This is a genomic window from Pseudomonas boreofloridensis (genome assembly GCF_030580795.1).
In the GTDB taxonomy this organism is placed as follows: Bacteria; Pseudomonadota; Gammaproteobacteria; order Pseudomonadales; family Pseudomonadaceae; genus Aquipseudomonas; species Aquipseudomonas boreofloridensis.
On record NZ_JAUQOQ010000002.1, the window covers coordinates 282,147 to 306,530 of the forward strand.

The window sequence follows — 24,384 nt, forward strand, 5'->3', positions numbered from 1 at the left end:
TTGAAACTGCTGATACTCGATCGCGACGGTGTGATCAACCATGACTCCGACGCCTACATCAAGTCGCTGGACGAGTGGATCCCCATTCCCGGCGCGATCGAAGCCATCGCGCAGTTGAGTCAGGCGGGCTGGACGGTGGCCGTGGCCACCAACCAGTCCGGCATTGCCCGCGGTTACTACTCGCTCGAGACGCTCGAAGCCATGCACGCGCGGCTGCGCGCGCTGGTCGCCGAGCAGGGTGGCGAGCTGGGGCAGATCGTCTATTGCCCGCATGGTCCGGACGAAGGCTGCGATTGCCGCAAGCCCAAGCCGGGCATGCTGCGGGCAATCGCCGAGCATTATCAAGCGCCGTTGGCCGGTGTATGGTTCGTCGGCGACAGTGCGGGTGACCTGCAAGCGGCCGTGGCCGTCGCAGCACAACCGGTGCTGGTGAAAACCGGCAAGGGTCTGCGGACCCTGGACAAGGGTGTCCCATCCGGCACCTTGATTTACGACGATCTGGCAGCCATTGCCAGAGCACTCATTTAAAGCACGCGCCAGTTGGCGCGCTTTCTCAGGCGGGCATGTCCCGCAACGGTACATGCCACTATGTCGATCCTGCAGGCGATCAGAATCTTTCTTTTTTACCTGCTGCTGGGCACCAGTTCGCTGCTGTGGTGCTCACTGAGCTTCTTCATCGCGCCGTTCCTGTCGTTCCCACGGCGCTACCGTTTCATCAATGTCTATTGGTGCCGCTGCGCCTTGTTCCTGACGCGCACGATCCTCGGTATCGACTACAAGATCACCGGCGCCGAGCACGTACCGCAGCAGCCATGCGTGATTCTGGCCAACCACCAGAGCACGTGGGAGACGTTCTTCCTGTCGGCCTACTTCTCGCCGCTGAGCCAAGTGCTCAAGCGTGAGCTGCTGTATGTGCCGTTCTTCGGCTGGGCGATGGCCATGCTGCGGCCCATCGCCATCGACCGCAACAATCCCAAGGAAGCCCTGCGTCATGTGGCCAGCAAGGGCGACGAACTGCTCAAGCAGGGCGTGTGGGTACTGATCTTCCCGGAAGGCACGCGCGTGCCGTTCGGCCAGGTGGGTAAATTCTCCCGTGGCGGCACGGCGCTGGCCGTGAACGCCGGCCTGCCGGTACTGCCCATCGCCCACAACGCCGGCAAATTCTGGCCCAAGACCGGCTGGGGCAAACGCTCGGGCACCATCGAGGTCATCATCGGTGAGCCAATGTACGCCACCGGTACCGGACCGCGCGCCATCGCCGAGCTCAACGACCGCGCCCAGGCCTGGAACGAAGCCCGCCAACGGGAAATGGGCTCGCTGCCTGCAACGCAGGAAAGCGACGCAACGCCGGTCGCTTGAGAACTGTGGATAAGTTGTTAGCAATTTGGCGATGAGTCGTCAGGGATTAGATATAAGTGTTTGAATTAAAAGCTTATTTCCCTGTATGACGATTTCTTGAAAATCGTGCATAAGTTTTTTGCGGCATAAAAAAACCGGCTCTTACAGCCGGTTTTTTCATGGCTTCCCGTCAGCTATCAGACCTTGTCGATATCCACATCCCGGGTCTCTTTCAGGCAGAAGATCCCCACCACCAGGCTGACACCGGTGATCAACACCGGATACCACAGCCCATAGAAGATATCCCCCGTGTACACCACCAGCGCGAACGACACGGTGGGCAGGAACCCGCCGAACCAGCCATTGCCGATGTGATAGGGCAATGACATTGAGGTGTAGCGAATACGCGTGGGGAACAGCTCCACCATCACCGCCGCCAGCGGGCCGTAGGTCATGGTTGCGATGAGGATCATCGCCACGATCAGCACCACCACCATCACCTGGTTGACCTGGGCGGGATCGGCCTTGGCGGGATAGCCGGCCTGCTCGACGGCTGCCCGCATCGCCGCCTCATCGAAACCGTTGATGGTCTTGTCACCGATGCTCACCGACACCTCGCTGCCGGTCGCGGCCACTGAGCTGTACGGCAGGCCCTGCTTGACCAGGAACGTCTTGACCTTGTCGCAGGGGCTGTCGAAACGGGCCTTGCCCACGGGATCGAACTGGAAGGTACAGCCCTGCGGATCGGCACTGACCACGATCGGCGACTGACGGCTGGCCGCGTCGATCTGCGGGTTGGCGTAGTGGCTGAGGGCTTTGAACATGGGGAAATAGCACAGCGTGGCCAGCAGCAGACCGATCATCAGGATCGGCTTGCGGCCCACGCGGTCCGACAGCCAGCCGAAGAAGACGAAGAACGGCGCACCGATCACCACGCTGATGATCAACAGCGTGTTGGCCTGGGCGGGGTCCATCTTGAGCATCTGGGTGAGGAAGAACAGCACGTAGAACTGCGCCGTGTAGAAGGTCACGGCCTGCCCGGCGTTGATGCTGAACAGCGCGGTGAGCACCACCTTCAGGTTCGGCCAGGAGGTGAACGACTCGCGAATCGGCGATTTGCTGACCTTGCCCTGCGCCTTCATTTTCACGAAGGCCGGGGACTCATGCATGCTCATCCGGATCCAGGTGGAAATGCCCAGCAGCACGATGGACAGCAGGAAGGGCAGGCGCCAACCCCAGGTTTCGAACTGATCGCCACTGATGTAGCGGCTGCCCAGCACCACCACCAGCGACAGCAGCAGCCCCAAGGTGGCGGTGGACTGAATGAAACCGGTGTGGAAACCGCGCTTGCCCGGTGGCGCATGTTCGGCGACGTAAGTGGCCGCACCGCCGTATTCACCCCCCAGGGCCAAGCCCTGAAGCATGCGCAGGATCACCAGGATGATCGGCGCGGCGATGCCGATGCTCGCGTAGGTGGGCAGCAGGCCCACTGCGAAGGTCGACAGGCCCATGAGTACGATGGTGATCAGGAAGGTGTACTTGCGTCCGATCATGTCGCCCAGACGCCCGAACACCAGGGCGCCGAAGGGCCTCACCAGGAAGCCTGCGGCGAAGGCCATCAGGGCGAAGATGAACGCCGTGGTGTCGTTGACCCCCGCGAAGAACTGCTTGCTGATCACCGCCGCCAGCGCGCCATAAAGGAAGAAGTCATACCACTCGAACACCGTGCCCAGGGATGAAGCGAAAATGATCTTGCGTTCCTCGCGGCGGCTGCTGGAAGCGGCGGCGCCCTGTTGCTGGATGTAGTCCGACATCGTTGCTGTCCTCGGCCCGCAGGCCACAGTGATTATTGTTCTTGTTCCACTGTCGGCAGCCCTCGACTCCAAGGCTGCCGGTGTGTTGCACGCGCCCGGTCAGGGCGTCGGTATCGCGTTGCTGTCGCTGAGCATGAGGTGGCTGGGGGTGCCCTTGAGAATCAGCTGCGCCGCCTTCTCGGCAATCATCAAGGTGGGTGAGCAGGTATTGCCGGAAACGATCTGCGGCATGATCGAGGCATCGGCCACCCGCAGGCCGGGGATGCCGTGAACGCGTAACTGGTTATCCACAACGTCCAGCGCGCCGCTGCCCATGCGGCAGGTCCCGACCGGATGGAAGATGGTGGTGCCGATCTTGCCGGCCGCCTCGTACAGCTGTTCTTCGGTGTCCAAAGCGGCGCCCGGCAAATACTCCTTGGGATCGAAGATCGCCAGGGCAGGGGCCTGGACGATGCGCCGGGTGAGGCGAATGCTGTCGGCGGCGACTTTCAGGTCCTGGGCATCGCTGAGGTAGTTGGGGTCGATCAGCGGCGCCGCGTTCATGTCGGCCGAGCGGATGTCGATCCGTCCCCGGCTGGCCGGACGCAGGTTGCACACCGAGGCGGTGAACGCCGGGAAACGGTGCAGGGGCTCGCCGAAGCGTTCGAGCGACAGCGGCTGCACGTGATACTGCACATTGGCCGACGCTTGCTCAGGCCCAGAACGCACGAACGCACCCAACTGACTCGGCGCCATGGCCAGCGGACCGCTGCGGTCATAGAGGTAGCGCAGGCCCATGCCCAACTTGCCCCACAGGCTGTTGGCCATCTGGTTGAGGGTATGGGTGTTGCGGATCTGATAGATCAGGCGCAGTTGCAGGTGATCCTGCAGGTTACCGCCGACACCTGGCAGTTCGTGGCGAACGGTGATCCCCAAGTCATTGAGCAAGGCACGTGGGCCGATGCCAGAGCGTTGCAGGATGCCCGGCGAGCCAACCGAGCCTGCGCACAGGATGATCTCCCGGCGCGCGCCGAATTCATGCCAGGCGCCTTGCCAGCGCGCCTTCACGGCCGTGGCGCGGCTCTGGCTGAGCAGCACGTGATCCACCTGCACGTCGGTCAGAACGGTGAGGTTGGACCGTGCCGCGATCGGCCGCAGGAATGCCTTGGCGGCGTTCCAGCGCACACCGCTGCGCTGGTTGACCTGAAAGTATCCACAGCCTTCGTTGTCGCCGGTGTTGAAGTCGGCCACCTTGGCCACACCGCTCTGCTCGGCGGCGTCGCGGAAGGCATCGAGGATGGGCCAGCTGTAGCGTTGCTGCTCGACCCGCCATTCACCCGCAGCGCCATGACTCTCACTGGCGCCGGCGAAGTGGTTTTCGCTGGCCTTGAACAGCGGCAGCACGTCCTTCCAGGCCCAACCGGCATTGCCCAGTTCGGCCCAGCGATCATAGTCGGCCGCCTGACCGCGCATGTAGATCATGCCGTTGATGGACGAGCAGCCACCCAGTACCTTGCCGCGCGGGTAACCCAGGCTGCGACCGTCCAGCCCAGGCTGGGCTTCGGTCTTGAAGCACCAGTCGGTGCGTGGATTACCGATGCAGTAGAGGTAACCGACAGGGACGTGAATCCAGGGGTAGTTGTCGCGGCCGCCCGCTTCGAGCAGCAGTACGCGACAGGCGGGATCGGCGGACAATCGATTGGCGAGTAGACATCCGGCGGGACCAGCGCCTACCACGACGTAGTCGTACAGAGAATCGGCTGATGGCATGGGGCAACCTCGGGCCTGATTTTTTATTCTTGTCCCGATTCATCTTAGTGAGTAATTTCGCGGATGAAACACGAGTTTTCGCGCAGCCGTTGTGCGTTTTAGCACAGCGTTATCTTCTTAGGCGTCCGCATCCTCCGTTGTGACGGCGGTGTGCCGGCCCATGGAACCGAGACAGTGATCGGCATGTTCGACTGGAACGACCTGCGATTTTTCCTGGAGCTGCAGCGCAGTGGTCGCCTGCTCACCGCAGCCAAGCGCCTCAACACCACCCACAGCACCGTGGCCCGGCATATCGAGAACATCGAGCAGAGCCTGGGCACCGCGCTGTTCGTCCAGCACGCCCAAGGCTACGAACTGACACCCTCCGGCCAGGCCTTGCTCAAGCACGCCGAGGCCATGGAGAACGTGGCTTTGCTGGCGCAGGAGGAAATCACGCAGGCAATCACCCCGCTGGGCAAGATCCGTCTGGGCGTGACCGAAGGCATCGGCATCATGTTCTTCACCCCACGGCTGGGCGTGTTGTTCGAGCGCTATCCGGGGCTGGAGGTGGAACTGGTGGCGGTGCCACGTTTCGTCAGCATCCTCAATCGCGAGGCGGAAATCAGCATCCACTTGGAACGGCCCAATGCCGATCTGTTGATCACCCGCAAACTCACCGACTACCGCCTGGCGCTCTACGCCAGCCAAGCCTACCTGGACCGTGCCGCGCCGCTGCAAAGCCGCGAGGACCTGGCCCGTCACAGCTGGATCGGCTACGTCGACGACCTGATCTTCAGCCAGGAACTGCTGTTCCTCAACAGCTTCTGCAGAGCCCCGAGCGTGGTCTTTCGCAGCACCAGCGTGATCGCCCAGCAGCAGGCGGCCCGCGCGGGCCTGGGCATTGCCGTGCTGCCCAACTACATGGCACGACATGACCCCGGGCTGGTCCGCGTGCTGCCCAGCGAGACCATCCAGCGCAGCTACTGGATCTGTACCCGGCGCGAACTGCACAAGTCCGTGCGCCTGCGCGTGGTCTGGGATTACCTGCTCACGCTGTGCGCCGAGCAGCAGCACGAACTGCTAGCCGAGTAGTACCTTGGCCGCCAGCGACACTGCGGCGGCGATACCCACCAGGGCAAACAATTGCTGGAGGCGCGGGCCGGCCAATTTTCCAGCGAGTGGGCGAGCGGCCAACAGGCCGAGGACCGCGCCTGCGGCGAATGGCGCACCGACCTGCCAATGCATCACGCCACCCAGGCTGGCGCTGACCACGCTGCCGGCGGACACCAGCGCGATCACCGCCAGCGAGGTGGCGACAATGCTCTTCATGTCCAGGTTGGTGTAACGGTTCAAAGCGGGAATGATGACGAATCCGCCGCCCACGCCCAGCAGCCCCGACAGCACGCCGGACACCGCGCCGGTCAGTGCCAAGGCGCGGGCGCAGGGCAAGGTCCAGCGCAGACGACCCTGCAATGGGTTGAGCACACAGGGCATGATCTGCCGCTCGGCGCAGGCCGACTCACCCGCCAGTTCGCGCTTGGCCTTGCGCCAGATCCGCAGGCAGGCATACACCAGCACGACCGAGAACACCAACGCTAGCGGCCCGTTCGGCAACCGATGAGCGAGCACCAGCCCTAATGGCGCACAGACGATACCGATGACGGCGATGAGCAGCGCCGCACGGTAGCGCACTCGGCCCTGCCGCAGTCCCAGCACCGCCCCCACCGCCGCCGCCAGCCCCACGGCCAGCAGGCCGATGGGCGCCGCTTCGACCATCGACAACCCCAGCCCGAAAATCAGCAAGGGCACGGCCAGAATGCCGCCACCGGCACCGGTCAATGCCAGGACCGCACCGATGACGGCGCCCAGACCGGCGCCGAGCACTTGATGTTCGATCACTTGGACGTCTCGGTTACCAGGGGTTGTGGCCGCGCCAACCACTCGTGGCCCTTGAGCATGGCCTTCCAGTACAGCGGCGGTAGCACTCGGGCTTTGAGCAGCCAGGCCAACCGCGTGGGCTTGCGGCCATCGAGCAGCCAGCGCGGGAAACTGGGCGCGAGCTTGCCGCCGTAGGTGAACTCGGCCAAGACGATCTTGCCGCGCTCCACGGTGAGTGGGCATGAACCATAGCCGTCATAGGCGGCCAGCTTGGACAGACGCCCCAGTGCGACCAGCACATTGTTGGCCACCACCGGTGCCTGCTTGCGCGCGGCAGCGGCAGTCTTGGCGTTGCTGGTGTTGATGACGTCTCCCAGTGCATGGATGTCGGCGAACTGGCGATGCCGCAGGCTGTGCGGATCGACATCCACCCAACCGGCTGCATCGGCGAGGGGGCTCTGGCGAATGAAGTCCGGAGCCACTTGTGGCGGCACCACATGCAGGAAGTCGAAGGGCTCGGTGCGCGTCTCGCTGCTGCCATCGGCCAAGGTGCGCACGAAGGTGGCGCGCTGAGCGGGACCGTCCACTGCCACCAGACGCTGGCTGTAGTTGAGGTCGACCCCGTACTTGTCGATATAGCTCATCAGCGCCGGAACATAGTCGGCCACGCCGAACAGCACGGCGCCGGCATTGAAGAAGGCCGGCTTGATCGCGCCTAGGCGACCTGCGCGCAACCAGTGATCGCAGGACAGATACAGCGCTTTCTGCGGCGCGCCGGCGCACTTGATCGGCATCGGCGGCTGCGTGAACAGCGCCCGCCCTTGTTGCAGCGACTGCACCAGCTTCCAGGTGTAGGGGGCGAGGTCGTAACGGTAGTTGGAGGTCACCCCGTTGCGGCCAAGCGTTTCCTCCAGGCCTTCGATGGCGCCCCAGTCCAGCGTGAGCCCAGGGCAGACCACCAACTGCTGGTAGCTCAACGTGCGGCCATCCTCCAGCATCACCTGGCGCTGCTCGGGGGCGAAGCCGGTCACCCGCGACTGAACCCAGCGCACGCCGGCGGGCAGTAGATCGGCGGTGTTGCGGGCAGTGGAGGGGGCGTCGAATACACCCGCGCCCACCATGGTCCAGCCCGGCTGGTAGTAGTGGATGGCGGAGGGGTCGATGAGGGTGATATCGAGCGACGGATCGCGCTTGATCAAACTGGAAGCCGTGGCGATACCGGCGGCACCGGCACCGACGATCAGCACCTGATGGTGGTCAGCAGCGGCGGGAGAAGCATGCAGGGCAGGCATGGGAGTTCCTTTGAATTCTGGTTATGGGATCCGCAGGCTCAGAGCAGGTTGAGCGGGATCTTCAGGTAGCGCACGCCGTTGTCTTCGGGCTCCGGCATTTGGCCGCTGCGCATGTTGATCTGCACGGAGGGCAGGATCAGAACCGGCATTTCCAACGTGGCGTCACGAGCCTCACGCATGGACACGAAACTGTCCTCGCTGACGCCTTCGTGGATATGCACGTTGTGGGCACGCTGTTCGGCCACCGTGGTGACGTACTGCATCTCGCGACCACCTGGCAGGTAGTCGTGACACATGAACAGGCGAGTCTGCTCCGGGAGTGCCAGCAACCGACGGATCGATCGGTACAAGGTACGGGCGCTGGCGCCGGGGAAGTCGCAGCGGGCCGTTCCGTAGTCAGGCATGAACAGCGTGTCGCCGACGAACACGGCCCTCTCACCGGCATCCTCGACTTGATAGCTCATACAGGCCGGCGTATGACCTGGCGTGTGCAGCGCCCGAGCCTGCAGGTTGCCGATGCGAAAACGGTCGTCATCACTAAACAGCACGTCGAACTGACTGCCGTCGCGGGCGAACCCTGAGTCGGCGTTGAACAGCGAACCGAAGGTTTTCTGCACCTGGATGATCTGCGCGCCGATGCCGATCTGGCCGCCGAGACGCTGCTTGAGATAGGCCGCTGCGGACAGGTGATCGGCATGGACATGCGTCTCCAGAATCCACTGCACCTTGGCGCCCAGGGCCTCGACGCGGGCGATGAGTTGGTCGGCAGAGTGCTGATCGGTGCGTCCTGACTTCGGGTCGTAATCCAGCACACTGTCGATCAGGGCGCAGTACCGGGTTTCCCGGTCCATCACCAAGTAGCTGATGGTGGAGGTTGCCGGGTCGTACAAGGCTTCCACATGAAGGTTGTTGCCAATGATCATCACAGTCTCCAAAACGCTGCCTCGCCTGAACAGAAGCGTCGGCAGGGACTGAGCATTGTTCAAGATGCATGCCAGGCCATTTCCGACAGGGATTTCCCATAATCACGGGGGTGTTCCTACAGCTTAGGGGCTCGCTGCCAGCGGGGATGGCAGTCATCTGACAGCGACTGGCAGTGATTGGCAGTCCTTGCTAACCTCGCTGGCAGTTTCCTCCGGTGCCCTTATGTCCGAGCTCGCGGCTGCACACCATCCTGCCATCCTGGCGCTGGTTTCCTACTTGGAACACGATGCGCTGCCCAGCATCGTGCTCGATACCGACTACAACATCCTGGCCGCCAATGCGGCTTATCGGCGCCAGTTCGCCGTAGAGGACCGTGCCCCACTGGGCGAGAAATGCCATCGGGTGTCCCACCACTATGCGGTGCCCTGCGATCAGGCCGGCGAGCACTGTCCGATGCGCAAGGCGTGGGACAGCAAGGTGCCGGAGCGGGTCTTGCACATTCATCACACCCCGCGTGGACCGGAACATGTCGACGTGGAACTGCGGCCCATCCTGGACGAACAGGGCAGGGTGGTCGCGTTCGTCGAACGCCTGACCAGCATCACCCTCGCTGCAGCCCAGCCCCAGCAGCAAGGCCTGGTCGGACAGTCCAGCGCATTCAAGGCCGCGCTGGCCAGTCTGCAACGTGCTGCACCCGCGCAGATTCCTGTGCTGCTTCAGGGGGAATCGGGCACCGGTAAGGAGTTGTTCGCCCGTGCATTGCACTTGGGTAGCCCGCGGGCCAATGGTCCGCTGGTGGTGGTCGATTGCACCGGGCTGACCGAGTCGCTGTTCGAGAGCGAGCTGTTCGGCTACGAGAAGGGTGCCTTTACCGGAGCGACCCAACGCAAAATCGGCCTAGCCGAGGCCGCCCATGGGGGCACGCTGTTCCTCGATGAAATCGGCGAAGTGCCGTTGGCCATGCAGGTCAAGTTGCTGAGGCTCATCGAGACCGGGAGCTTCAGACCGGTAGGCAGTCTGCGCACCGTGCACTCGGATTTCCGTCTGGTCTCGGCCACCCACAAACCACTCAAGGCCATGGTGGCCGACGGCAGCTTTCGCGAAGACCTTTACTACCGCATCAGCGGCTTCCCCATTCGCCTACCCGCGCTGCGCGAGCGGGTCGAAGACCTGCCGCTGTTGATCGACAGTCTGCTGCAACGCATTGCAGGCAAAGGCAAAGCTCAGGTGGACACGGATGCGCTGGAGCGGCTTAGCCTGCATCCGTTTCCCGGAAACATTCGTGAACTGCGCAACCTGTTGGAGCGTGCCTGGCTGTTCGCCGACGACGGTGTGATTCGCGCAAACCATCTGCTGGATGAGGGCGGTGCGCAGGCCCCTTTGGGCACGAACAAACGTGAATTGCATGAACTGAAGGCACTGGCTCAAGCGCTGGACAGTTTCAACGGCTCTCGACGTGAGCTTGCTAAACAGCTTGGAATGAGTGAGCGGACGCTTTATCGGAGGCTTAGAGACCTCGAGTCGTGAGCAACTTTTTTGAGTGTTTCACGTGGAACACTCTTCAGTGGAAACAAAAAAGCCAAGGCGGGTGAGGCCTTGGCTTTTTTGATGCGCTGACGGTGGAGGACGATTAGAAGTCCAGGTTGGACACCGACAGGGCATTGCTTTCGATGAAGTCGCGGCGCGGCTCTACGGCGTCGCCCATCAGGGTGTTGAACAGCTGGTCGGCTGCAATGGCATCCTCAATGGTGACCTTGAGCATACGGCGCACAGTCGGATCCATGGTGGTTTCCCACAACTGATCCGGGTTCATCTCACCCAGTCCTTTGTATCGCTGGATCGTATGGCGCTTGGTGCTTTCGTTCATCAGCCAGTCCAGCGCTTCCTTGAACTCGGTCACCGCCTTGCGACGCTCACCGCGCTGAACATAAGCGCCTTCACCGAGCAGCGTCGCCAGCTTGTTACCCAGACCCACGACCGAGCGGTAGTCGTTGCTGCCGAAGAAGTCTCGGTTGAAGGTCACGTAGCTGGCCTGGCCGTGGGAAGTGACTTCCACTTCCGGCAGCCACAGGCTGCGCTCCTTGTCCTCGCGCAGGCTGACCTTGTAGCTCAAGCCAGACTTCTGACAGCTATTCAGTCGTTCCTGGAGTTTGGGCAGCCAGGCTTGCATGGTGGCGTGCTCGCCCAGGTGAGCTTGAGTGATTTCTGGCAGGTAGATGAAGTGCTCGGTCAGCTCTTCCGGGTACAGGCGAGACAGGCGCTTGAGCGTCTTCATTACCGTACGGAAGTCGTTGACCAAGGACTCGAGCTGGACACCGGACACGGCGGGCGCAGACTCGTCCAAGTGCAGGCTGGCATCTTCGAGGGCCGACTGGGTCATGTATTCCTCCATGGCCTCGTCGTCCTTGATGTACTGCTCCTGCTTACCACGCTTGACCTTGTACAGCGGCGGCTGAGCGATGTAGATGTAGCCACGCTCGACCAACTCGGGCAACTGGCGGAAGAAGAAGGTCAGCAGCAGCGTACGGATGTGCGAACCGTCGACGTCAGCATCGGTCATGATGATGATGTTGTGGTAGCGCAGTTTCTCGATGTTGTACTCGTCGCGACCGATGCCACAGCCCAGCGCAGTGATCAGCGTGCCGACCTCCTGGGAGGAGATCATCTTGTCGAAGCGCGCTTTTTCGACGTTCAGGATCTTACCCTTCAGAGGCAGGATCGCTTGAGTGCGCCGGTTACGACCTTGCTTGGCCGAGCCACCTGCAGAGTCGCCCTCCACCAAGTACAGTTCGGAAAGGGCAGGATCCTTTTCCTGGCAGTCGGCCAGTTTCCCCGGCAGACCGGCGATGTCCAGCGCACCTTTACGGCGAGTCATCTCCCGCGCTTTACGCGCTGCTTCTCGAGCACGCGCGGCGTCGATCATCTTGCCGACCACTGCCTTGGCTTCGTTGGGGTTCTCCAACAGGAAGTCGGCGAAGTACTTGTTCATCTCCTGTTCCACGGCGGTCTTCACCTCCGAGGAGACCAGCTTGTCCTTGGTCTGCGAGCTGAACTTGGGATCCGGCACTTTGACCGAAATGATCGCAGTCAGGCCTTCCCGCGCATCGTCACCCGTGGTCGCAACCTTATTCTTCTTGGCCAGACCTTCTTGCTCGATGTAGTTGTTCAAGCTGCGCGTCAGCGAAGAGCGGAAGCCCACCAGGTGAGTACCGCCATCGCGCTGAGGAATGTTGTTGGTGAAGCACAGCAGGTTTTCGTTGAAGCTGTCGTTCCACTGCAACGCGACTTCAACGCCCACACCATCGTCTCGTTGGACGTTGAAGTGGAACACCTGAGAGTTGACCGGCGTCTTGTTGGTGTTCAGGAAATCGACGAAGGCGCGCAGACCGCCCTCATACTTGAAGAACTCTTCCTTGCCCGACCGCTCATCCTTCAGCAGGATGCCGACACCCGAGTTGAGGAAAGAGAGCTCACGAATCCGCTTCGCCAGGATGTCCCAGCTGAAGTGAATGTTCTTGAAGGTTTCAGCCGAGGGCTTGAAGTGGATGTGGGTACCGGTGGTTTCGCTTTCACCGACAACCGCCATCGGCGCCTGTGGTACGCCATGAACGTAGGTCTGCTCCCAGATCTTGCCGCTGCGACGCACGGTCAACACCAGTTTTTCCGACAGCGCGTTCACTACGGAGACGCCTACACCGTGCAGGCCGCCGGATACTTTATAGGAGTTGTCATCGAACTTACCGCCTGCGTGCAGGACGGTCATGATGACCTCAGCGGCGGAAACCCCTTCTTCCTTGTGTACGTCGACCGGAATACCGCGACCGTTGTCGCGCACGCTGATCGATTCGTCAGGGTGAATGATGACGGTGATGTCATCGCAATGACCGGCGAGCGCCTCGTCGATCGAGTTGTCGACCACTTCGAAGACCATGTGGTGCAGGCCGCTACCATCATCGGTGTCGCCAATGTACATGCCGGGACGCTTGCGCACGGCATCCAGCCCTTTCAGCACCTTGATGCTGGAGGAATCGTACGTTTGATTTTCGCTCATGCCTTCACTCCCGGTGGTCGTGGGTCTGGGTGATACGGCCTTGTTCCACGTGGAACAAAGCAACTGGCGTATCCGTCTGCCAGCCTTCCCTCAGTAATTCGTGATCTACACAGGTGATGAACACCTGGCAGCGTAATTCTTCAAGCAAGCGGCATAGCGCACGGCGGTGCTGCTCGTCCAGTTCGGACGGCAAGTCATCCACCAGATAAATACACTGACCGCGGCGAGCCTGGCTAACCAAGTGTCCCTGAGCAATACGCAGGGCACAAACCACCAGTTTTTGCTGACCCCGTGAGAGGATGTCGGCCGCGTTGTTGGCGCCCAATCTTAGACGTAGATCTGCACGCTGAGGACCGGCCTGGGTGTGGCCCATCTGCTGGTCTCTAAGCAGCGCAGTGGACAGGACATCGCTAAGATCCCGATCCTTATCCCAGCCTCGATAGTAGCTAAGGCTCAATCCGTCCAGCTCGACCAGTTCACTCAGGGTTCGCTCGAAGACGGGCTTCAAGGCCTTGATGTAGTTGCGACGGTATTCATCTATTTCCGCGCTGGCGAGACACAATTCCCGGTCCCAGGCGGCTTGCGAAGCGGCGTCAAGTGTACCATGTCGCAGCCACGAGTTCCGCTGCCGCAGGGCCTTCTGCAGGCGCTGCCAGGTAGCCATGAATCGAGGTTCCACGTGGAACACACCCCAATCCAAAAACTGTCGGCGTACCTTGGGCGCGCCTTCCAATAGCCGGAAGCTGTCGGGGTTGATCAGTTGTAGGGGGAGCATCTCAGCCAATTGAGCTGCGCTGCGCGCGTTCTGGCCATCTATGCGAATCGTGAAATCGCCCTGCCGCTCACGCGAAACACCCAGGTTACTGGTCGCCCCGTCTGACACCTCGACCTGACCGAAAACCGTACAGGTCGGCTGCTCGTATTGAATGACAGGATTCAGGCGAGTGCTGCGAAACGAGCGCGCTAGCCCAAGCAGATGAACCGCTTCGAGCACACTGGTCTTGCCGCTGCCATTAGCGCCGTAGAGGATGTTGATGCGGGGGGAGGGAGAGAGGGTCACCGGGTGCAGGTTTCGCACCGCGGTGACCGACAGACGTCGAAGGGACATTGGGCCTGCTACGATTACAGGCGCATCGGCATGACGACGTAGGACGAGTCGTCATTGCCGGCTTCCTGCAACAGCGCACTGCTGTTGGAGTCGGCCAGGATCAAACGAACTTGCTCAGTGGTCATCACACCCAAAACGTCCAGCAGGTAGCTGACGTTGAAGCCGATCTCCAACGAGCCGCCTTCGTAGTCCACACTGATCTCTTCCTCGGCCTCTTCCTGCTCCGGGTTGTTGGCCTGAATCTTGAGCTGACCCGAAGCCAATTGCAGACGGATGCCACGGTACTTTTCGTTGGAGAGAATCGCGGTACGGCTGAACGCTTCACGCAGGGCCTGGCGATCACCCACGACCAACTTGTCGCCGCCCTTAGGCAGTACACGCTCGTAATCAGGGAATTTGCCATCGACCAGTTTCGAGGTGAAGGTGAACTCCCCCGTGGTCGCGCGAATGTGGTGCTGGCCCAGCACGATGCTGACCATACCTTCCGGGTCAGTCAGCAGTCGGGCCAGTTCAAGAATACCTTTGCGCGGCACGATGACCTGATGGCGTTCGGCCTGACCAATCTGCGCGTGCATTGCGCACAGCGCAAGACGATGGCCGTCGGTGGCGACGGCGCGCAGTGTGTCGGTCGAGACTTCCAACAACATACCGTTGAGGTAGTAGCGCACATCCTGCTGAGCCATTGCGAAGCTGGTGCGCTCGATCAAGCGACGCAGCTTGCTCTGCTCCAGATTGCAGGTCAGCGACCCCGGACCTTCCTCTACAGTGGGGAAATCATTGGCGGGCAGCGTGGATAGGGTGAAGCGGCTGCGCCCGGCCTTGACCAACAACTTCTGCTCGTCGAGCTTGATATCGATCAGCGCGTCACTGGGCAGACTCTTGCAGATGTCCATCAGCTTACGCGCCGGAACGGTGATTTCGCCGGGCTCGGCCGACTCTTCCAATTGCACGCGGCCAACCAGTTCGACTTCCAGGTCGGTACCGGTCAACGACAGTTGCTGGCCTTGTACCACCAGCAGGACGTTGGACAGGACCGGCAAGGTCTGGCGGCGCTCGACGACGCCTGCGACCAGTTGCAGGGGTTTCAACAGGGCTTCGCGTTGAATGGTGAAATGCATGGTCTAGTCCCTTGCCTTCAATAAGCTGCGCCGTCACCCATCAGGTGGTCAGCGTGCGCAGCAGGTTCTTGTAGTCCTCGCGGATGTCCGCGTCGGATTCCTTCAATTCGTTGATCTTGCGGCAGGCGTGCAGCACCGTGGTGTGATCCCGGCCGCCGAACATGTCGCCGATCTCCGGCAAGCTGTGGTTGGTCAGCTCTTTGGACAGGGCCATGGCCACCTGACGCGGGCGAGCCACAGAGCGCGAACGGCGCTTGGACAACAGATCGGAGATCTTGATCTTGTAGTACTCGGCCACGGTGCGCTGAATGTTATCCACACTGACCAGCTTGTCTTGCAGTGCCAACAGATCCTTGAGCGACTCGCGGATCAATTCGATGGTGATATCACGCCCCATGAAGTGCGAATGGGCGATCACCCGCTTGAGCGCACCTTCCAGTTCGCGAACGTTGGAGCGAATACGCTGGGCGATGAAGAACGCCGCATCGTGGGGCAGTTCCACCTTGGCCTGGTCGGCCTTCTTCATCAGGATCGCAACGCGAGTCTCCAGTTCAGGTGGCTCGACCGCAACCGTCAGGCCCCAACCGAACCGCGACTTGAGGCGTTCTTCCAGGCCTTCGATTTCCTTGGGATAGCGGTCGCTGGTGAGAATGACCTGCTGACCCCCCTCGAGCAACGCGTTGAAGGTGTGGAAAAACTCTTCCTGGGAACGCTCTTTGCGCGCGAAGAACTGGATGTCGTCGATCAACAGCGCGTCCACCGAGCGGTAGAACCGTTTGAATTCGTTGATCGCATTGAGCTGCAAGGCTTTGACCATGTCGGCGACGAAACGCTCGGAATGCAGGTAGACGACCTTGGCATTCGGGTTCTTCTTCAACAGGTGGTTACCCACAGCATGCATCAAGTGGGTCTTACCCAAACCGACGCCACCATAAAGGAAGAGTGGGTTGTAGCCATGCTTGGGATTGTCGGCCACCTGCCAGGCGGCTGCGCGTGCCAACTGGTTGGACTTACCCTCGACGAAGGTTTCGAAGGTGAAGGTACGGTTCAAGTAACTGGTGTGCTTGAGCGCGCCCTCGACCTGCACAGTGCGTTGCTCGCTACGCGTGGCGGCAACTGGAGCTGGGGTCGGCTCGTCTGTGGTGTCGTAGACATTGTTGGCGGGCGATTCGGCTTCGCTGACCGACGCAGGCTCGACAGGCGCTACTGCGGCGACGGCTACAGTTGGCGCAGCGGCCGGCTGCACCACCTGCTTGGCCTGAGTCTGAGCCAAAGATGCCGCCATCGCTGCACTCACCGGTGCGTTCGGCGCGGCCCTTGGCGCAGAACTACGACGACTGCCGATCAACAGCGAAAGCGCCGGCGCCAAGCCGCTGCCTTGCTCACCCAGCAGTTCGAGCAGGCGGCCGAGATACTTTTCATTGACCCAATCGAGGACAAAACGGTTAGGCGCATAGACGCGCAACTCGTCGCCTTCGGCTTCGACCTGTAGCGGACGGATCCAGGTGTTGAATTGCTGGGCAGGCAGTTCATCGCGCAGAAGCTCCACGCACTGCTGCCAAAGTTCCACTGACACGGATATCCCCTGAGTTGAAAGCCGGATGAGGCAAAAGCAAACCGCCATTGTACCGGGCGAGCGGCCACTTATCCACACGAGACCGAGGATTGGGACGTGCCATATCTGCCATTTAACGACCAGTACAACGCAGGGGATCGCTCATAAGCACTGTGGATAACCCAGCATGAGGGCTATGCACAACCCTATGCTCAACGCTGTGGATAAATCATCTGTGGATAAGGCCCTATTCAATCCACAGGTTATTTGTCTGATGAGCACAGCCGCAGCACCTGTTACCGACATACTTATGATTCTCTGTACAACCTATGGAATAAGGCCTTCAGCTGGTTATCCACAGATACTTGTCCACATAAGATTTATAAGTTCTTCAGAAAAGCTTTAAATATGTCCTTTCTATTTTTCATGTTAAGCGACTGAACGTGCTCGATGGGCCGACGGGCGTTCCAGGCACCCGATCACCTGGAAGGCGCACCTTCAAGGAATGTTGGTTGGAAATTGACCTATTGCCTTGCTTTCTCTAGAATCGCCGGTCTCTTAAAAAGGGGGCCATCCCGGCCCGTTGTCGACAACCCAGGTAACACGCCATGAAACGTACTTTCCAACCAAGCACCATCAAGCGCGCGCGCACCCACGGTTTCCGTGCTCGTATGGCCACCAAGAACGGCCGCGCCGTTCTGTCGCGTCGTCGTGCCAAAGGCCGTAAGCGTCTGGCCATTTGATTTTTCGGTACAGGTGGTGAGTCAGGACTTCAGTCGGGACAAGCGACTGCTTACACCCCGGCATTTCAAAGCGGTCTTTGACTCCCCAACCGGCAAGGTTCCAGGGAAAAACCTGCTTATCCTTGCTCGCGAGAACGGGTTGGATCATCCACGCCTCGGCTTGGTGATCGGCAAGAAGAGCGTCAAGCTCGCCGTTCAGCGCAATCGCCTCAAACGCTTGATGCGCGACTCGTTCCGCCTGCACCAGCACAGTCTGGCCGGGCTGGATATCGTGATCGTCGCGCGCAAGGGGTTGGGCGAGGTGGAAAACCCAGAATTGCACCAACACTTTGGCAAACTCTGGAAGCGTCTGGCCCGCGGTCGGCCCGCTCCAGCGGTACCTGCCGATTCCGCACGGGTAGACAGTCACGATGCGTAAACTGGCCCTCGTTCCGATCCAGTTCTACCGTTACGCCATTAGTCCTCTGATGGCCAGTCACTGTCGTTTCTATCCCAGTTGCTCCTGTTACGCGTACGAAGCCATTGAAAACCATGGCCTCCTGCGTGGCGGGTGGCTTGCCGTTCGTCGCCTGGGTCGTTGTCATCCGTGGAACGACGGCGGTTTCGATCCCGTCCCGCCAGCTCCTTCTTCCCGAACTTCTTCGATAGCCGAGTAATCATGGATATTAAACGCACGATCCTGATCGTCGCCCTGGCAATCGTGTCCTATGTGCTGGTCCTCAAGTGGAACCAGGACTATGGCCAGGCAGCCCTGCCGACTCAGCACACGGCGGCCAACAACGCTGCACCGGCCCTGTCGGATACCGTTGCGGCCAGCAACACTGGCGCCAGCGCCGACGTGCCGAGCGCCAACGCCGAGGCCAGCCCTGCTGAAATCGCGCCAGTCGCTGTCAGCAAGGACCTGATCCGGATCAAGACCGACGTCCTGGACCTGGCTATCGACCCGGTCGGCGGCGACATCGTCCAGTTGACCCTGCCCAAGTACCCACGTCGTCAGGATCATCCGGACATCGCCTTCCAGCTGTTCGACAACGGTGGCGAGCGCGTCTACCTGGCCCAGAGCGGTCTGACCGGCACCGACGGTCCAGACGCCCGTTCCACCGGCCGTCCGCTGTATGCCGCCGAGCAGAAGAGCTACCAACTGGCCAACGGTCAGGACCAACTGGTGGTCGACCTCAAGTTCAGCGACAACGGTGTCAACTACATCAAGCGCTTCAGCTTCAAGCGCGGTGAGTACGACCTGAATGTCAGCTACCTGATCGACAACCAGAGCGCCGCGCCCTGGACCGGCAACATGTTTGCCCAGCTCAAGCGCGACGCCAGTTCCGATCCGTCTTCGAGCACCGCTACCGGCACTGCCACCTACTTGGGCGCCGCCCTGTGGACAAGTTCGGAACCGTACAAGAAGGTGTCGATGAAGGACATCGACAAAGGCAGTTTGAAAGAAAATGTGTCGGGCGGCTGGGTCGCCTGGCTGCAGCACTACTTCGTCACCGCGTGGATTCCGGCCAAGTCTGACAACAACGTCGTGCAGACTCGCAAGGACAGCCAAGGCAACTACATCATCGGTTACACCGGTCCGGCGCTTAACGTACCTGCCGGTGGCAAGGCCGAGACCAGCGCCATGCTGTATGCCGGTCCGAAGATCCAGTCCAAGCTCAAAGAGTTGTCCCCAGGCCTGGAACTCACCGTCGACTACGGCTTCCTGTGGTTCATCGCTCAGCCGATCTTCTGGCTGCTGCAACATATCCACAGCCTGCTGGGTAACTGGGGCTGGTCGATCATCGTCCTGACCATGCTCATCAAAGGGCTGTTCTTCCCGCTCTCGGCCGCCAGCTATCGCTCGATGGCGCGCATGCGTGCCGTGGCGCCGAAGCTGGCCCAGCTCAAGGAACGCTTCGGTGACGATCGCCAGAAGATGTCCCAGGCGATGATGGAGCTGTACAAGAAAGAGAAGATCAACCCGCTGGGCGGCTGCCTGCCGATCCTGGTGCAGATGCCGGTGTTCCTGGCCCTGTACTGGGTACTGCTGGAAAGCGTCGAGATGCGCCAAGCGCCGTGGATGCTGTGGATAACCGATCTGTCGATCAAGGATCCGTTCTTCATCCTGCCGATCATCATGGGCGCGACCATGTTCATCCAGCAGCGTTTGAACCCGACACCGCCGGATCCGATGCAAGCGAAGGTCATGAAAATGATGCCGATCATCTTCACCTTCTTCTTCCTGTGGTTCCCAGCCGGTCTGGTGCTGTACTGGGTTGTGAACAACTGCTTGTCCATCACTCAGCAGTGGTACATCACCCGCCGCATCGAAGCAGCGACCAAAAAAGCTGCCGCTTGACGGGCAGCCCGGTTTGCCTGTGAATAAAAACGCCCCCTAGTGGGGCGTTTTTGCTATCTGACGAATTCCTAACAAAGGCCTAGAGCATGAATTCAGTGCGTGAAACCATTGCTGCCATCGCCACCGCACAGGGCCGCGGTGGTGTGGGTATCGTCCGTCTGTCAGGACCGCTGGCCAGCGAAGCGGGGCGGACCATCACCGGTCGCACGCTGACGCCGCGTCACGCTCATTACGGCCCTTTCCGTGCACAAGACGGTCTGGTGCTGGATGAGGGCATCGCCCTGTATTTCCCCGGGCCTAATTCCTTCACCGGAGAGGATGTGCTCGAGCTGCAGGGCCATGGCGGTCCTGTGGTGATGGATATGCTGCTGCAGCGCTGTGTGGAGCTGGGTTGCCGTCTGGCACGTCCTGGCGAATTCAGCGAGCGCGCCTTTCTCAACGACAAGCTCGACCTGGCCCAGGCCGAAGCCATCGCCGACCTCATCGAGGCCAGTTCCGCCCAGGCGGCGCGTAACGCCTTGCGCTCGCTTCAAGGTGCCTTCTCCAAGCGCGTGCATGCACTCACCGAGGCGTTGATTGCCTTGCGGATCTATGTCGAGGCCGCCATCGACTTCCCTGAGGAAGAGATCGATTTCCTCGCCGACGGTCATGTGCTAGGGATGCTCGACGCGGTACGCGAAGCGTTATCCACAGTCCAGCGTGAAGCGGGGCAGGGCGCGTTACTGCGCGATGGCATGACAGTGGTGATCGCAGGTCGGCCCAACGCCGGCAAGTCCAGTCTGCTGAATCAGTTGGCGGGGCGCGAGGCGGCGATCGTGACCGACATCGCCGGTACGACGCGGGACATCCTGCGCGAACATATCCACATCGACGGAATGCCGCTGCACGTGGTGGACACCGCAGGTCTGCGCGATACCGAAGACCATGTGGAAAAGATTGGTGTCGAGCGCGCACTCAAGGCCATCGCCGAAGCCGATCGAGTGTTGCTGGTGGTGGATTCCACCGCGGCAGAAGCCAACGATCCGTTCGCGCTGTGGCCTGAGTTTCTCGACCAACGCCCCAACCCGGCCAAGGTCACGCTGATCCGCAACAAAGCCGATCTGAGTGGTGAGGCCGTAGGCCTCGTGCAGAGCGAAGATGGACACGTGACCCTTACCCTCAGCGCTAAAGGCGAGTCCAGCGGACTGGATTTGCTGCGCGATCATCTCAAGGCCTGCATGGGCTATGAACAGACCGCCGAGAGCAGCTTCAGTGCGCGACGCCGTCACCTGGACGCGCTGCGTCACGCCAGCGAGCACCTGGAGCATGGTCGAGCGCAACTGACACTCGCTGGGGCAGGGGAGTTGCTGGCAGAAGACCTGCGCCAGGCCCAACAGGCGCTGGGCGAAATCACTGGGGCATTCAGCTCGGACGATTTGCTGGGACGGATCTTCTCGAGTTTCTGCATCGGTAAATGACGCAGCGCACCGTCTCACCCAAGCCGCTCTGACCCGAGCGGCTTTTTTTCGTCTGTCAAAAGAGGGGACCGTGACCTGCATCGTGGCTGTCCACAGACTGCATACCGTGCACCTAAGCCCTGTGGAAAACCCTCCTTCAGCTCCGTTGATAACCGGGCCTTTTTTCTGAGGATAAGGCTCCCTGTGCGTAAGTAGTCATTTAATCCACAGGTTAAACGGCCTTATCCAAAGCCCTCAGGTCGGGTTCGGCACAGGGTTTTGAATCCTTGTAAACCCTGGTAATAAAGGCCTGTAGCCTTTTATCCACAGAAGGGGAGCTGCATAAGAATAAACATAAAAACAAAGCTTCTTTAACTTTTTCCTCTTTGATTTCTATTGTCTGCCATTCATCCACAGCCTGATCAAATTTTGCTCAACCGGTTTCAATGGAGCGGGTGAACCCCCTATACTTGTCGGCTTACCTTCTCTATTCGCAAAAACAGGCACGAGGTGCGTGGTGGATTTCCCTTCCCGTTTTGAAGTGATCGTCATCGGCGGCGGCCATGCCGGTACCGAGGCTGCGCTTGCGTCTGCACGCATGGGTGTAAAAACCCTGCTGCTGACCCACAACGTGGAAACCCTCGGCCACATGAGCTGCAATCCGGCCATCGGCGGTATCGGCAAGAGCCACCTGGTCAAGGAAATCGATGCGCTCGGCGGCGCCATGGCGCTGGCCACCGACAAGAGCGGGATCCAGTTCCGCGTCCTGAACAACCGCAAGGGCCCGGCCGTGCGCGCTACTCGCGCCCAGGCCGACCGGGCCCTGTACAAGGCGGTGGTGCGCGAAATTCTGGAAAACCAGCCCAACCTGTGGATATTCCAGCAGTCGTGCGACGACTTGATCGTCGAGCAGGACCAAGTCAAAGGCGTGGTCACGCAGATGGGTCTGCGTTTCTTCGCCGATGCCGTGGTGCTGACCACCGGCACCTTCCTCGGTGGACTTATCCACATCGGTTTGCAGAATCACTCCGGCGGGCGTGCCGGCGATCCACCGTCGATCGCCCTGGCCCACCGCATGCGCGAACTGCCGCTGCGCGTCGGTCGCCTGAAGACCGGTACGCCGCCGCGCATCGATGGACGTTCCGTGGACTTTTCGGTCATGACCGAGCAACCGGGTGACACGCCGATCCCGATCATGTCGTTCATGGGCAACGCCGCCATGCACCCGCGTCAAGTGAGCTGCTGGATCACCCATACCAACGCCCGCACCCATGAAATCATTGCCTCGAACCTCGACCGTTCACCGATGTACTCCGGCGTGATCGAAGGGGTCGGCCCGCGTTATTGCCCGTCGATCGAAGACAAGATCCACCGCTTCGCCGACAAGGAAAGCCACCAGGTGTTCATCGAGCCTGAGGGCCTGACCACCCATGAGCTGTACCCCAACGGTATCTCCACCTCGCTGCCGTTCGACGTCCAGCTCGAGCTGGTGCGCTCGATCCGTGGCATGGAGAACGCGCACATCGTGCGTCCGGGTTATGCCATCGAGTACGACTACTTCGATCCGCGCGATTTGAAATACAGCCTGGAAACCAAGGTCATCGGCGGCTTGTTCTTCGCAGGTCAGATCAACGGCACCACCGGTTACGAAGAGGCTGGCGCGCAGGGCTTGCTGGCCGGCACCAATGCGGCGTTGCGCGCACAAGGTCGCGAGGCGTGGTGCCCGCGCCGCGACGAGGCGTACATCGGCGTACTGGTCGACGACCTGATCACCCTGGGTACCCAGGAGCCTTACCGCATGTTCACCTCGCGCGCCGAGTACCGGCTGATTCTGCGCGAGGACAACGCTGATCTGCGCCTGACCGAGAAGGGTCGTGAGCTGGGCTTGATCGATGATGCGCGCTGGGCTGCGTTCAGCGCCAAGCGCGAAGGCATCGAGCGCGAAGAACAGCGCCTGAAGAGCACCTGGATTCGTCCGGGTACCCCACAAGGCCAAGCGGTTGTGGATAAGTTCGGCACACCACTGGCCCACGAGTACAACCTGCTCAACCTGCTGGCACGGCCTGAGATCGACTATGCCGGTCTGGTCGAGGCCACCGGCGGTGACGTCATCGATCCACAGGTGGCCGAACAGGTCGAGATCAAGACCAAATACGCGGGCTACATCGACCGCCAGCAGGACGAGATCGCCAGACTGCGGGCCAGCGAAGACACCCGGCTCCCTGTGGATATCGACTACACCGGTATTTCCGGACTGTCCAAGGAAATCCAGGGCAAACTCGGCCAGACCCGTCCCGAGACGCTGGGCCAGGCTTCGCGGATTCCTGGCGTCACCCCGGCCGCTATTTCCCTGTTGCTGATTCACCTGAAGAAACGCGGCGCCGGCCGCGAATTGGAGCAAAGCGCTTGAGTGTCTTGGTCACCCCGCAACACGCCGAAGAGTTGTCCACAGGTGCGCGGCAGCTTGGTGTCGAACTGAACCAGCAGCAGCACGCCCAGTTGTTGGCCTACCTGGCCCTGTTGATCAAATGGAACAAGGCCTACAACCTGACGGCCGTGCGCGACCCGGATGAGATGGTGTCGCGCCACGTGCTCGACAGCCTTAGCGTCATGCCGTTTATCCACAGCGACACTCAGCGTTGGCTCGACGTCGGCAGTGGCGGCGGCATGCCCGGTATCCCGCTGGCCATCCTGCATCCGCAAAAGCACATCACCGTGCTCGACAGCAATGGCAAGAAGACTCGCTTCCTCACCCAGGTGAAGATGGAGCTCAAGCTCGACAACCTCAACGTTATCCACAGCCGGGTGGAAGAGGTGAAGCCTGAGCAGCCGTTCTGCGGAATCATCTCCCGGGCATTCAGCAGCATGGAGAACTTCACGAACTGGACTCGCCACCTCGGCGATGCCAAGACGCAATGGCTTGCAATGAAAGGGCTGCATCCTGCCGATGAACTGGTAGCATTGCCCGCAGACTTCACAGTGGAAAGCGAGCAGGCCCTGACCGTTCCAGGTTGCCAGGGCCAGCGCCATCTGCTGATACTGCGCCGCAAGGCTTGAC

Annotated in this window: 20 protein-coding genes; 11 read left to right on the forward strand and 9 right to left on the reverse strand. The window is 60.8% G+C overall.

The features are described 5' to 3' along the window. Positions 1 to 528: a D-glycero-beta-D-manno-heptose 1,7-bisphosphate 7-phosphatase gene (gene gmhB, locus Q6A47_RS03510; protein ID WP_039582156.1), complete on the forward strand. Its 528-nt coding sequence runs from the start codon at positions 1 to 3 to the stop codon at positions 526 to 528. A gap of 60 nt (positions 529 to 588) precedes the next feature. Further along, entirely contained in the window at positions 589 to 1,359 is a 771-nt protein-coding gene (locus Q6A47_RS03515) for a lysophospholipid acyltransferase family protein (RefSeq protein ID WP_039582158.1), read from the forward strand. A 176-nt stretch (positions 1,360 to 1,535) separates the two neighbouring features. On the opposite strand, the gene Q6A47_RS03520 is transcribed toward Q6A47_RS03515, so the two are convergent. Both Q6A47_RS03520 and Q6A47_RS03525 read right to left on the reverse strand, forming a co-directional pair. Continuing rightward, positions 1,536 to 3,152, reverse strand: coding sequence for an MFS transporter (locus tag Q6A47_RS03520; RefSeq protein ID WP_039582160.1), 1,617 nt, complete (start codon positions 3,150 to 3,152; stop codon positions 1,536 to 1,538). Between the two features lie 99 nt (positions 3,153 to 3,251). After that, positions 3,252 to 4,901, reverse strand: coding sequence for a GMC family oxidoreductase (locus Q6A47_RS03525; protein ID WP_304483042.1), 1,650 nt, complete (start codon positions 4,899 to 4,901; stop codon positions 3,252 to 3,254). 183 nt (positions 4,902 to 5,084) lie between these two features. Here Q6A47_RS03525 and Q6A47_RS03530 point away from each other — a divergent pair, with 183 nt between their 5' ends. Further along, complete coding sequence (locus tag Q6A47_RS03530; protein ID WP_029614309.1) at positions 5,085 to 5,972, forward strand: LysR family transcriptional regulator; 888 nt, start codon at positions 5,085 to 5,087, stop codon at positions 5,970 to 5,972. On the opposite strand, the gene Q6A47_RS03535 is transcribed toward Q6A47_RS03530, so the two are convergent. The 3 genes from Q6A47_RS03535 to Q6A47_RS03545 are packed head-to-tail and all read right to left on the reverse strand — an operon-like array spanning position 5,961 to position 8,973. After that, positions 5,961 to 6,779, reverse strand: coding sequence for a sulfite exporter TauE/SafE family protein (locus Q6A47_RS03535; RefSeq protein ID WP_304483043.1), 819 nt, complete (start codon positions 6,777 to 6,779; stop codon positions 5,961 to 5,963). The two genes, Q6A47_RS03530 and Q6A47_RS03535, sit on opposite strands and share 12 nt — an antisense overlap. Beyond that, the gene (locus Q6A47_RS03540; RefSeq protein ID WP_304483044.1) at positions 6,776 to 8,050 is read right to left on the reverse strand and encodes an NAD(P)/FAD-dependent oxidoreductase; all 1,275 of its coding nucleotides are present in this window, start codon (positions 8,048 to 8,050) and stop codon (positions 6,776 to 6,778) included. The genes Q6A47_RS03535 and Q6A47_RS03540 overlap by 4 nt, the downstream gene beginning before the upstream one ends. Before the next feature lie 38 nt (positions 8,051 to 8,088). Beyond that, positions 8,089 to 8,973, reverse strand: a complete 885-nt coding sequence (locus tag Q6A47_RS03545; protein WP_304483045.1) for an MBL fold metallo-hydrolase — start codon at positions 8,971 to 8,973, stop codon at positions 8,089 to 8,091. Positions 8,974 to 9,196: 223 nt separating this feature from the next. Here Q6A47_RS03545 and Q6A47_RS03550 point away from each other — a divergent pair, with 223 nt between their 5' ends. Then, positions 9,197 to 10,501, forward strand: coding sequence for a sigma-54 interaction domain-containing protein (locus tag Q6A47_RS03550; protein WP_304483046.1), 1,305 nt, complete (start codon positions 9,197 to 9,199; stop codon positions 10,499 to 10,501). Between the two features lie 103 nt (positions 10,502 to 10,604). On the opposite strand, the gene gyrB is transcribed toward Q6A47_RS03550, so the two are convergent. Genes gyrB through dnaA form a run of 4 tightly spaced genes read right to left on the reverse strand, consistent with a single transcriptional unit; the run spans position 10,605 to position 16,827 of the window. Further along, positions 10,605 to 13,025 (reverse strand): DNA topoisomerase (ATP-hydrolyzing) subunit B, encoded by a 2,421-nt coding sequence (gene gyrB, locus Q6A47_RS03555; RefSeq protein ID WP_039582175.1) that lies wholly within the window; start codon positions 13,023 to 13,025, stop codon positions 10,605 to 10,607. Positions 13,026 to 13,029: 4 nt separating this feature from the next. Next, positions 13,030 to 14,133 (reverse strand): DNA replication/repair protein RecF, encoded by a 1,104-nt coding sequence (gene recF / locus Q6A47_RS03560; RefSeq protein ID WP_039582178.1) that lies wholly within the window; start codon positions 14,131 to 14,133, stop codon positions 13,030 to 13,032. 14 nt (positions 14,134 to 14,147) lie between these two features. Continuing rightward, a complete protein-coding gene (dnaN, locus tag Q6A47_RS03565; protein WP_029614323.1) occupies positions 14,148 to 15,251 on the reverse strand; it encodes a DNA polymerase III subunit beta in 1,104 nt (367 codons plus the stop codon). 40 nt (positions 15,252 to 15,291) lie between these two features. Next, positions 15,292 to 16,827 (reverse strand): chromosomal replication initiator protein DnaA, encoded by a 1,536-nt coding sequence (gene dnaA, locus Q6A47_RS03570; RefSeq protein ID WP_304483047.1) that lies wholly within the window; start codon positions 16,825 to 16,827, stop codon positions 15,292 to 15,294. 587 nt (positions 16,828 to 17,414) lie between these two features. Here dnaA and rpmH point away from each other — a divergent pair. From rpmH to rsmG, 7 genes are all read left to right on the forward strand, one after another. Then, a complete protein-coding gene (gene rpmH, locus Q6A47_RS03575; RefSeq protein WP_003253163.1) occupies positions 17,415 to 17,549 on the forward strand; it encodes a 50S ribosomal protein L34 in 135 nt (44 codons plus the stop codon). Between the two features lie 13 nt (positions 17,550 to 17,562). Next, complete coding sequence (gene rnpA, locus Q6A47_RS03580; RefSeq protein WP_037028324.1) at positions 17,563 to 17,967, forward strand: ribonuclease P protein component; 405 nt, start codon at positions 17,563 to 17,565, stop codon at positions 17,965 to 17,967. Beyond that, positions 17,960 to 18,205, forward strand: coding sequence for a membrane protein insertion efficiency factor YidD (yidD, locus tag Q6A47_RS03585; protein ID WP_011536514.1), 246 nt, complete (start codon positions 17,960 to 17,962; stop codon positions 18,203 to 18,205). The genes rnpA and yidD overlap by 8 nt, the downstream gene beginning before the upstream one ends. Before the next feature lie 2 nt (positions 18,206 to 18,207). Further along, positions 18,208 to 19,890 carry a membrane protein insertase YidC gene (gene yidC, locus Q6A47_RS03590; protein WP_304483050.1) on the forward strand — a complete coding sequence of 561 codons (1,683 nt, stop codon included), beginning with the start codon at positions 18,208 to 18,210 and terminating at the stop codon, positions 19,888 to 19,890. An 86-nt stretch (positions 19,891 to 19,976) separates the two neighbouring features. Beyond that, positions 19,977 to 21,347, forward strand: coding sequence for a tRNA uridine-5-carboxymethylaminomethyl(34) synthesis GTPase MnmE (gene mnmE / locus Q6A47_RS03595; RefSeq protein WP_304483051.1), 1,371 nt, complete (start codon positions 19,977 to 19,979; stop codon positions 21,345 to 21,347). A gap of 496 nt (positions 21,348 to 21,843) precedes the next feature. Continuing rightward, complete coding sequence (gene mnmG, locus Q6A47_RS03600) at positions 21,844 to 23,736, forward strand: tRNA uridine-5-carboxymethylaminomethyl(34) synthesis enzyme MnmG (protein WP_304483053.1); 1,893 nt, start codon at positions 21,844 to 21,846, stop codon at positions 23,734 to 23,736. Beyond that, positions 23,733 to 24,383: a 16S rRNA (guanine(527)-N(7))-methyltransferase RsmG gene (gene rsmG, locus Q6A47_RS03605; protein WP_304483054.1), complete on the forward strand. Its 651-nt coding sequence runs from the start codon at positions 23,733 to 23,735 to the stop codon at positions 24,381 to 24,383. Before mnmG ends, rsmG begins: the two co-directional genes overlap by 4 nt. Position 24,384 lies beyond the last annotated feature (1 nt).

Excerpts from the sequence above, each read along its gene's own strand:
- Q6A47_RS03520 (WP_039582160.1), bottom strand. The coding sequence starts at position 3,152 with ATGTCGGACTACATCCAGCAACAGGGCGCCGCCGCTTCCAGCAGCCGC.
- Q6A47_RS03550 (WP_304483046.1), top strand. The coding sequence starts at position 9,197 with ATGTCCGAGCTCGCGGCTGCACACCATCCTGCCATCCTGGCGCTGGTT.
- Q6A47_RS03540 (WP_304483044.1), bottom strand. The coding sequence starts at position 8,050 with ATGCCTGCCCTGCATGCTTCTCCCGCCGCTGCTGACCACCATCAGGTG.
- Q6A47_RS03525 (WP_304483042.1), bottom strand. The coding sequence starts at position 4,901 with ATGCCATCAGCCGATTCTCTGTACGACTACGTCGTGGTAGGCGCTGGT.
- mnmE (WP_304483051.1), top strand. The coding sequence starts at position 19,977 with ATGAATTCAGTGCGTGAAACCATTGCTGCCATCGCCACCGCACAGGGC.
- Q6A47_RS03515 (WP_039582158.1), top strand. The coding sequence starts at position 589 with ATGTCGATCCTGCAGGCGATCAGAATCTTTCTTTTTTACCTGCTGCTG.
- recF (WP_039582178.1), bottom strand. The coding sequence starts at position 14,133 with ATGTCCCTTCGACGTCTGTCGGTCACCGCGGTGCGAAACCTGCACCCG.
- Q6A47_RS03530 (WP_029614309.1), top strand. The coding sequence starts at position 5,085 with ATGTTCGACTGGAACGACCTGCGATTTTTCCTGGAGCTGCAGCGCAGT.
- Q6A47_RS03545 (WP_304483045.1), bottom strand. The coding sequence starts at position 8,973 with ATGATCATTGGCAACAACCTTCATGTGGAAGCCTTGTACGACCCGGCA.
- yidC (WP_304483050.1), top strand. The coding sequence starts at position 18,208 with ATGGATATTAAACGCACGATCCTGATCGTCGCCCTGGCAATCGTGTCC.
- rpmH (WP_003253163.1), top strand. The coding sequence starts at position 17,415 with ATGAAACGTACTTTCCAACCAAGCACCATCAAGCGCGCGCGCACCCAC.
- yidD (WP_011536514.1), top strand. The coding sequence starts at position 17,960 with ATGCGTAAACTGGCCCTCGTTCCGATCCAGTTCTACCGTTACGCCATT.
- gyrB (WP_039582175.1), bottom strand. The coding sequence starts at position 13,025 with ATGAGCGAAAATCAAACGTACGATTCCTCCAGCATCAAGGTGCTGAAA.
- dnaN (WP_029614323.1), bottom strand. The coding sequence starts at position 15,251 with ATGCATTTCACCATTCAACGCGAAGCCCTGTTGAAACCCCTGCAACTG.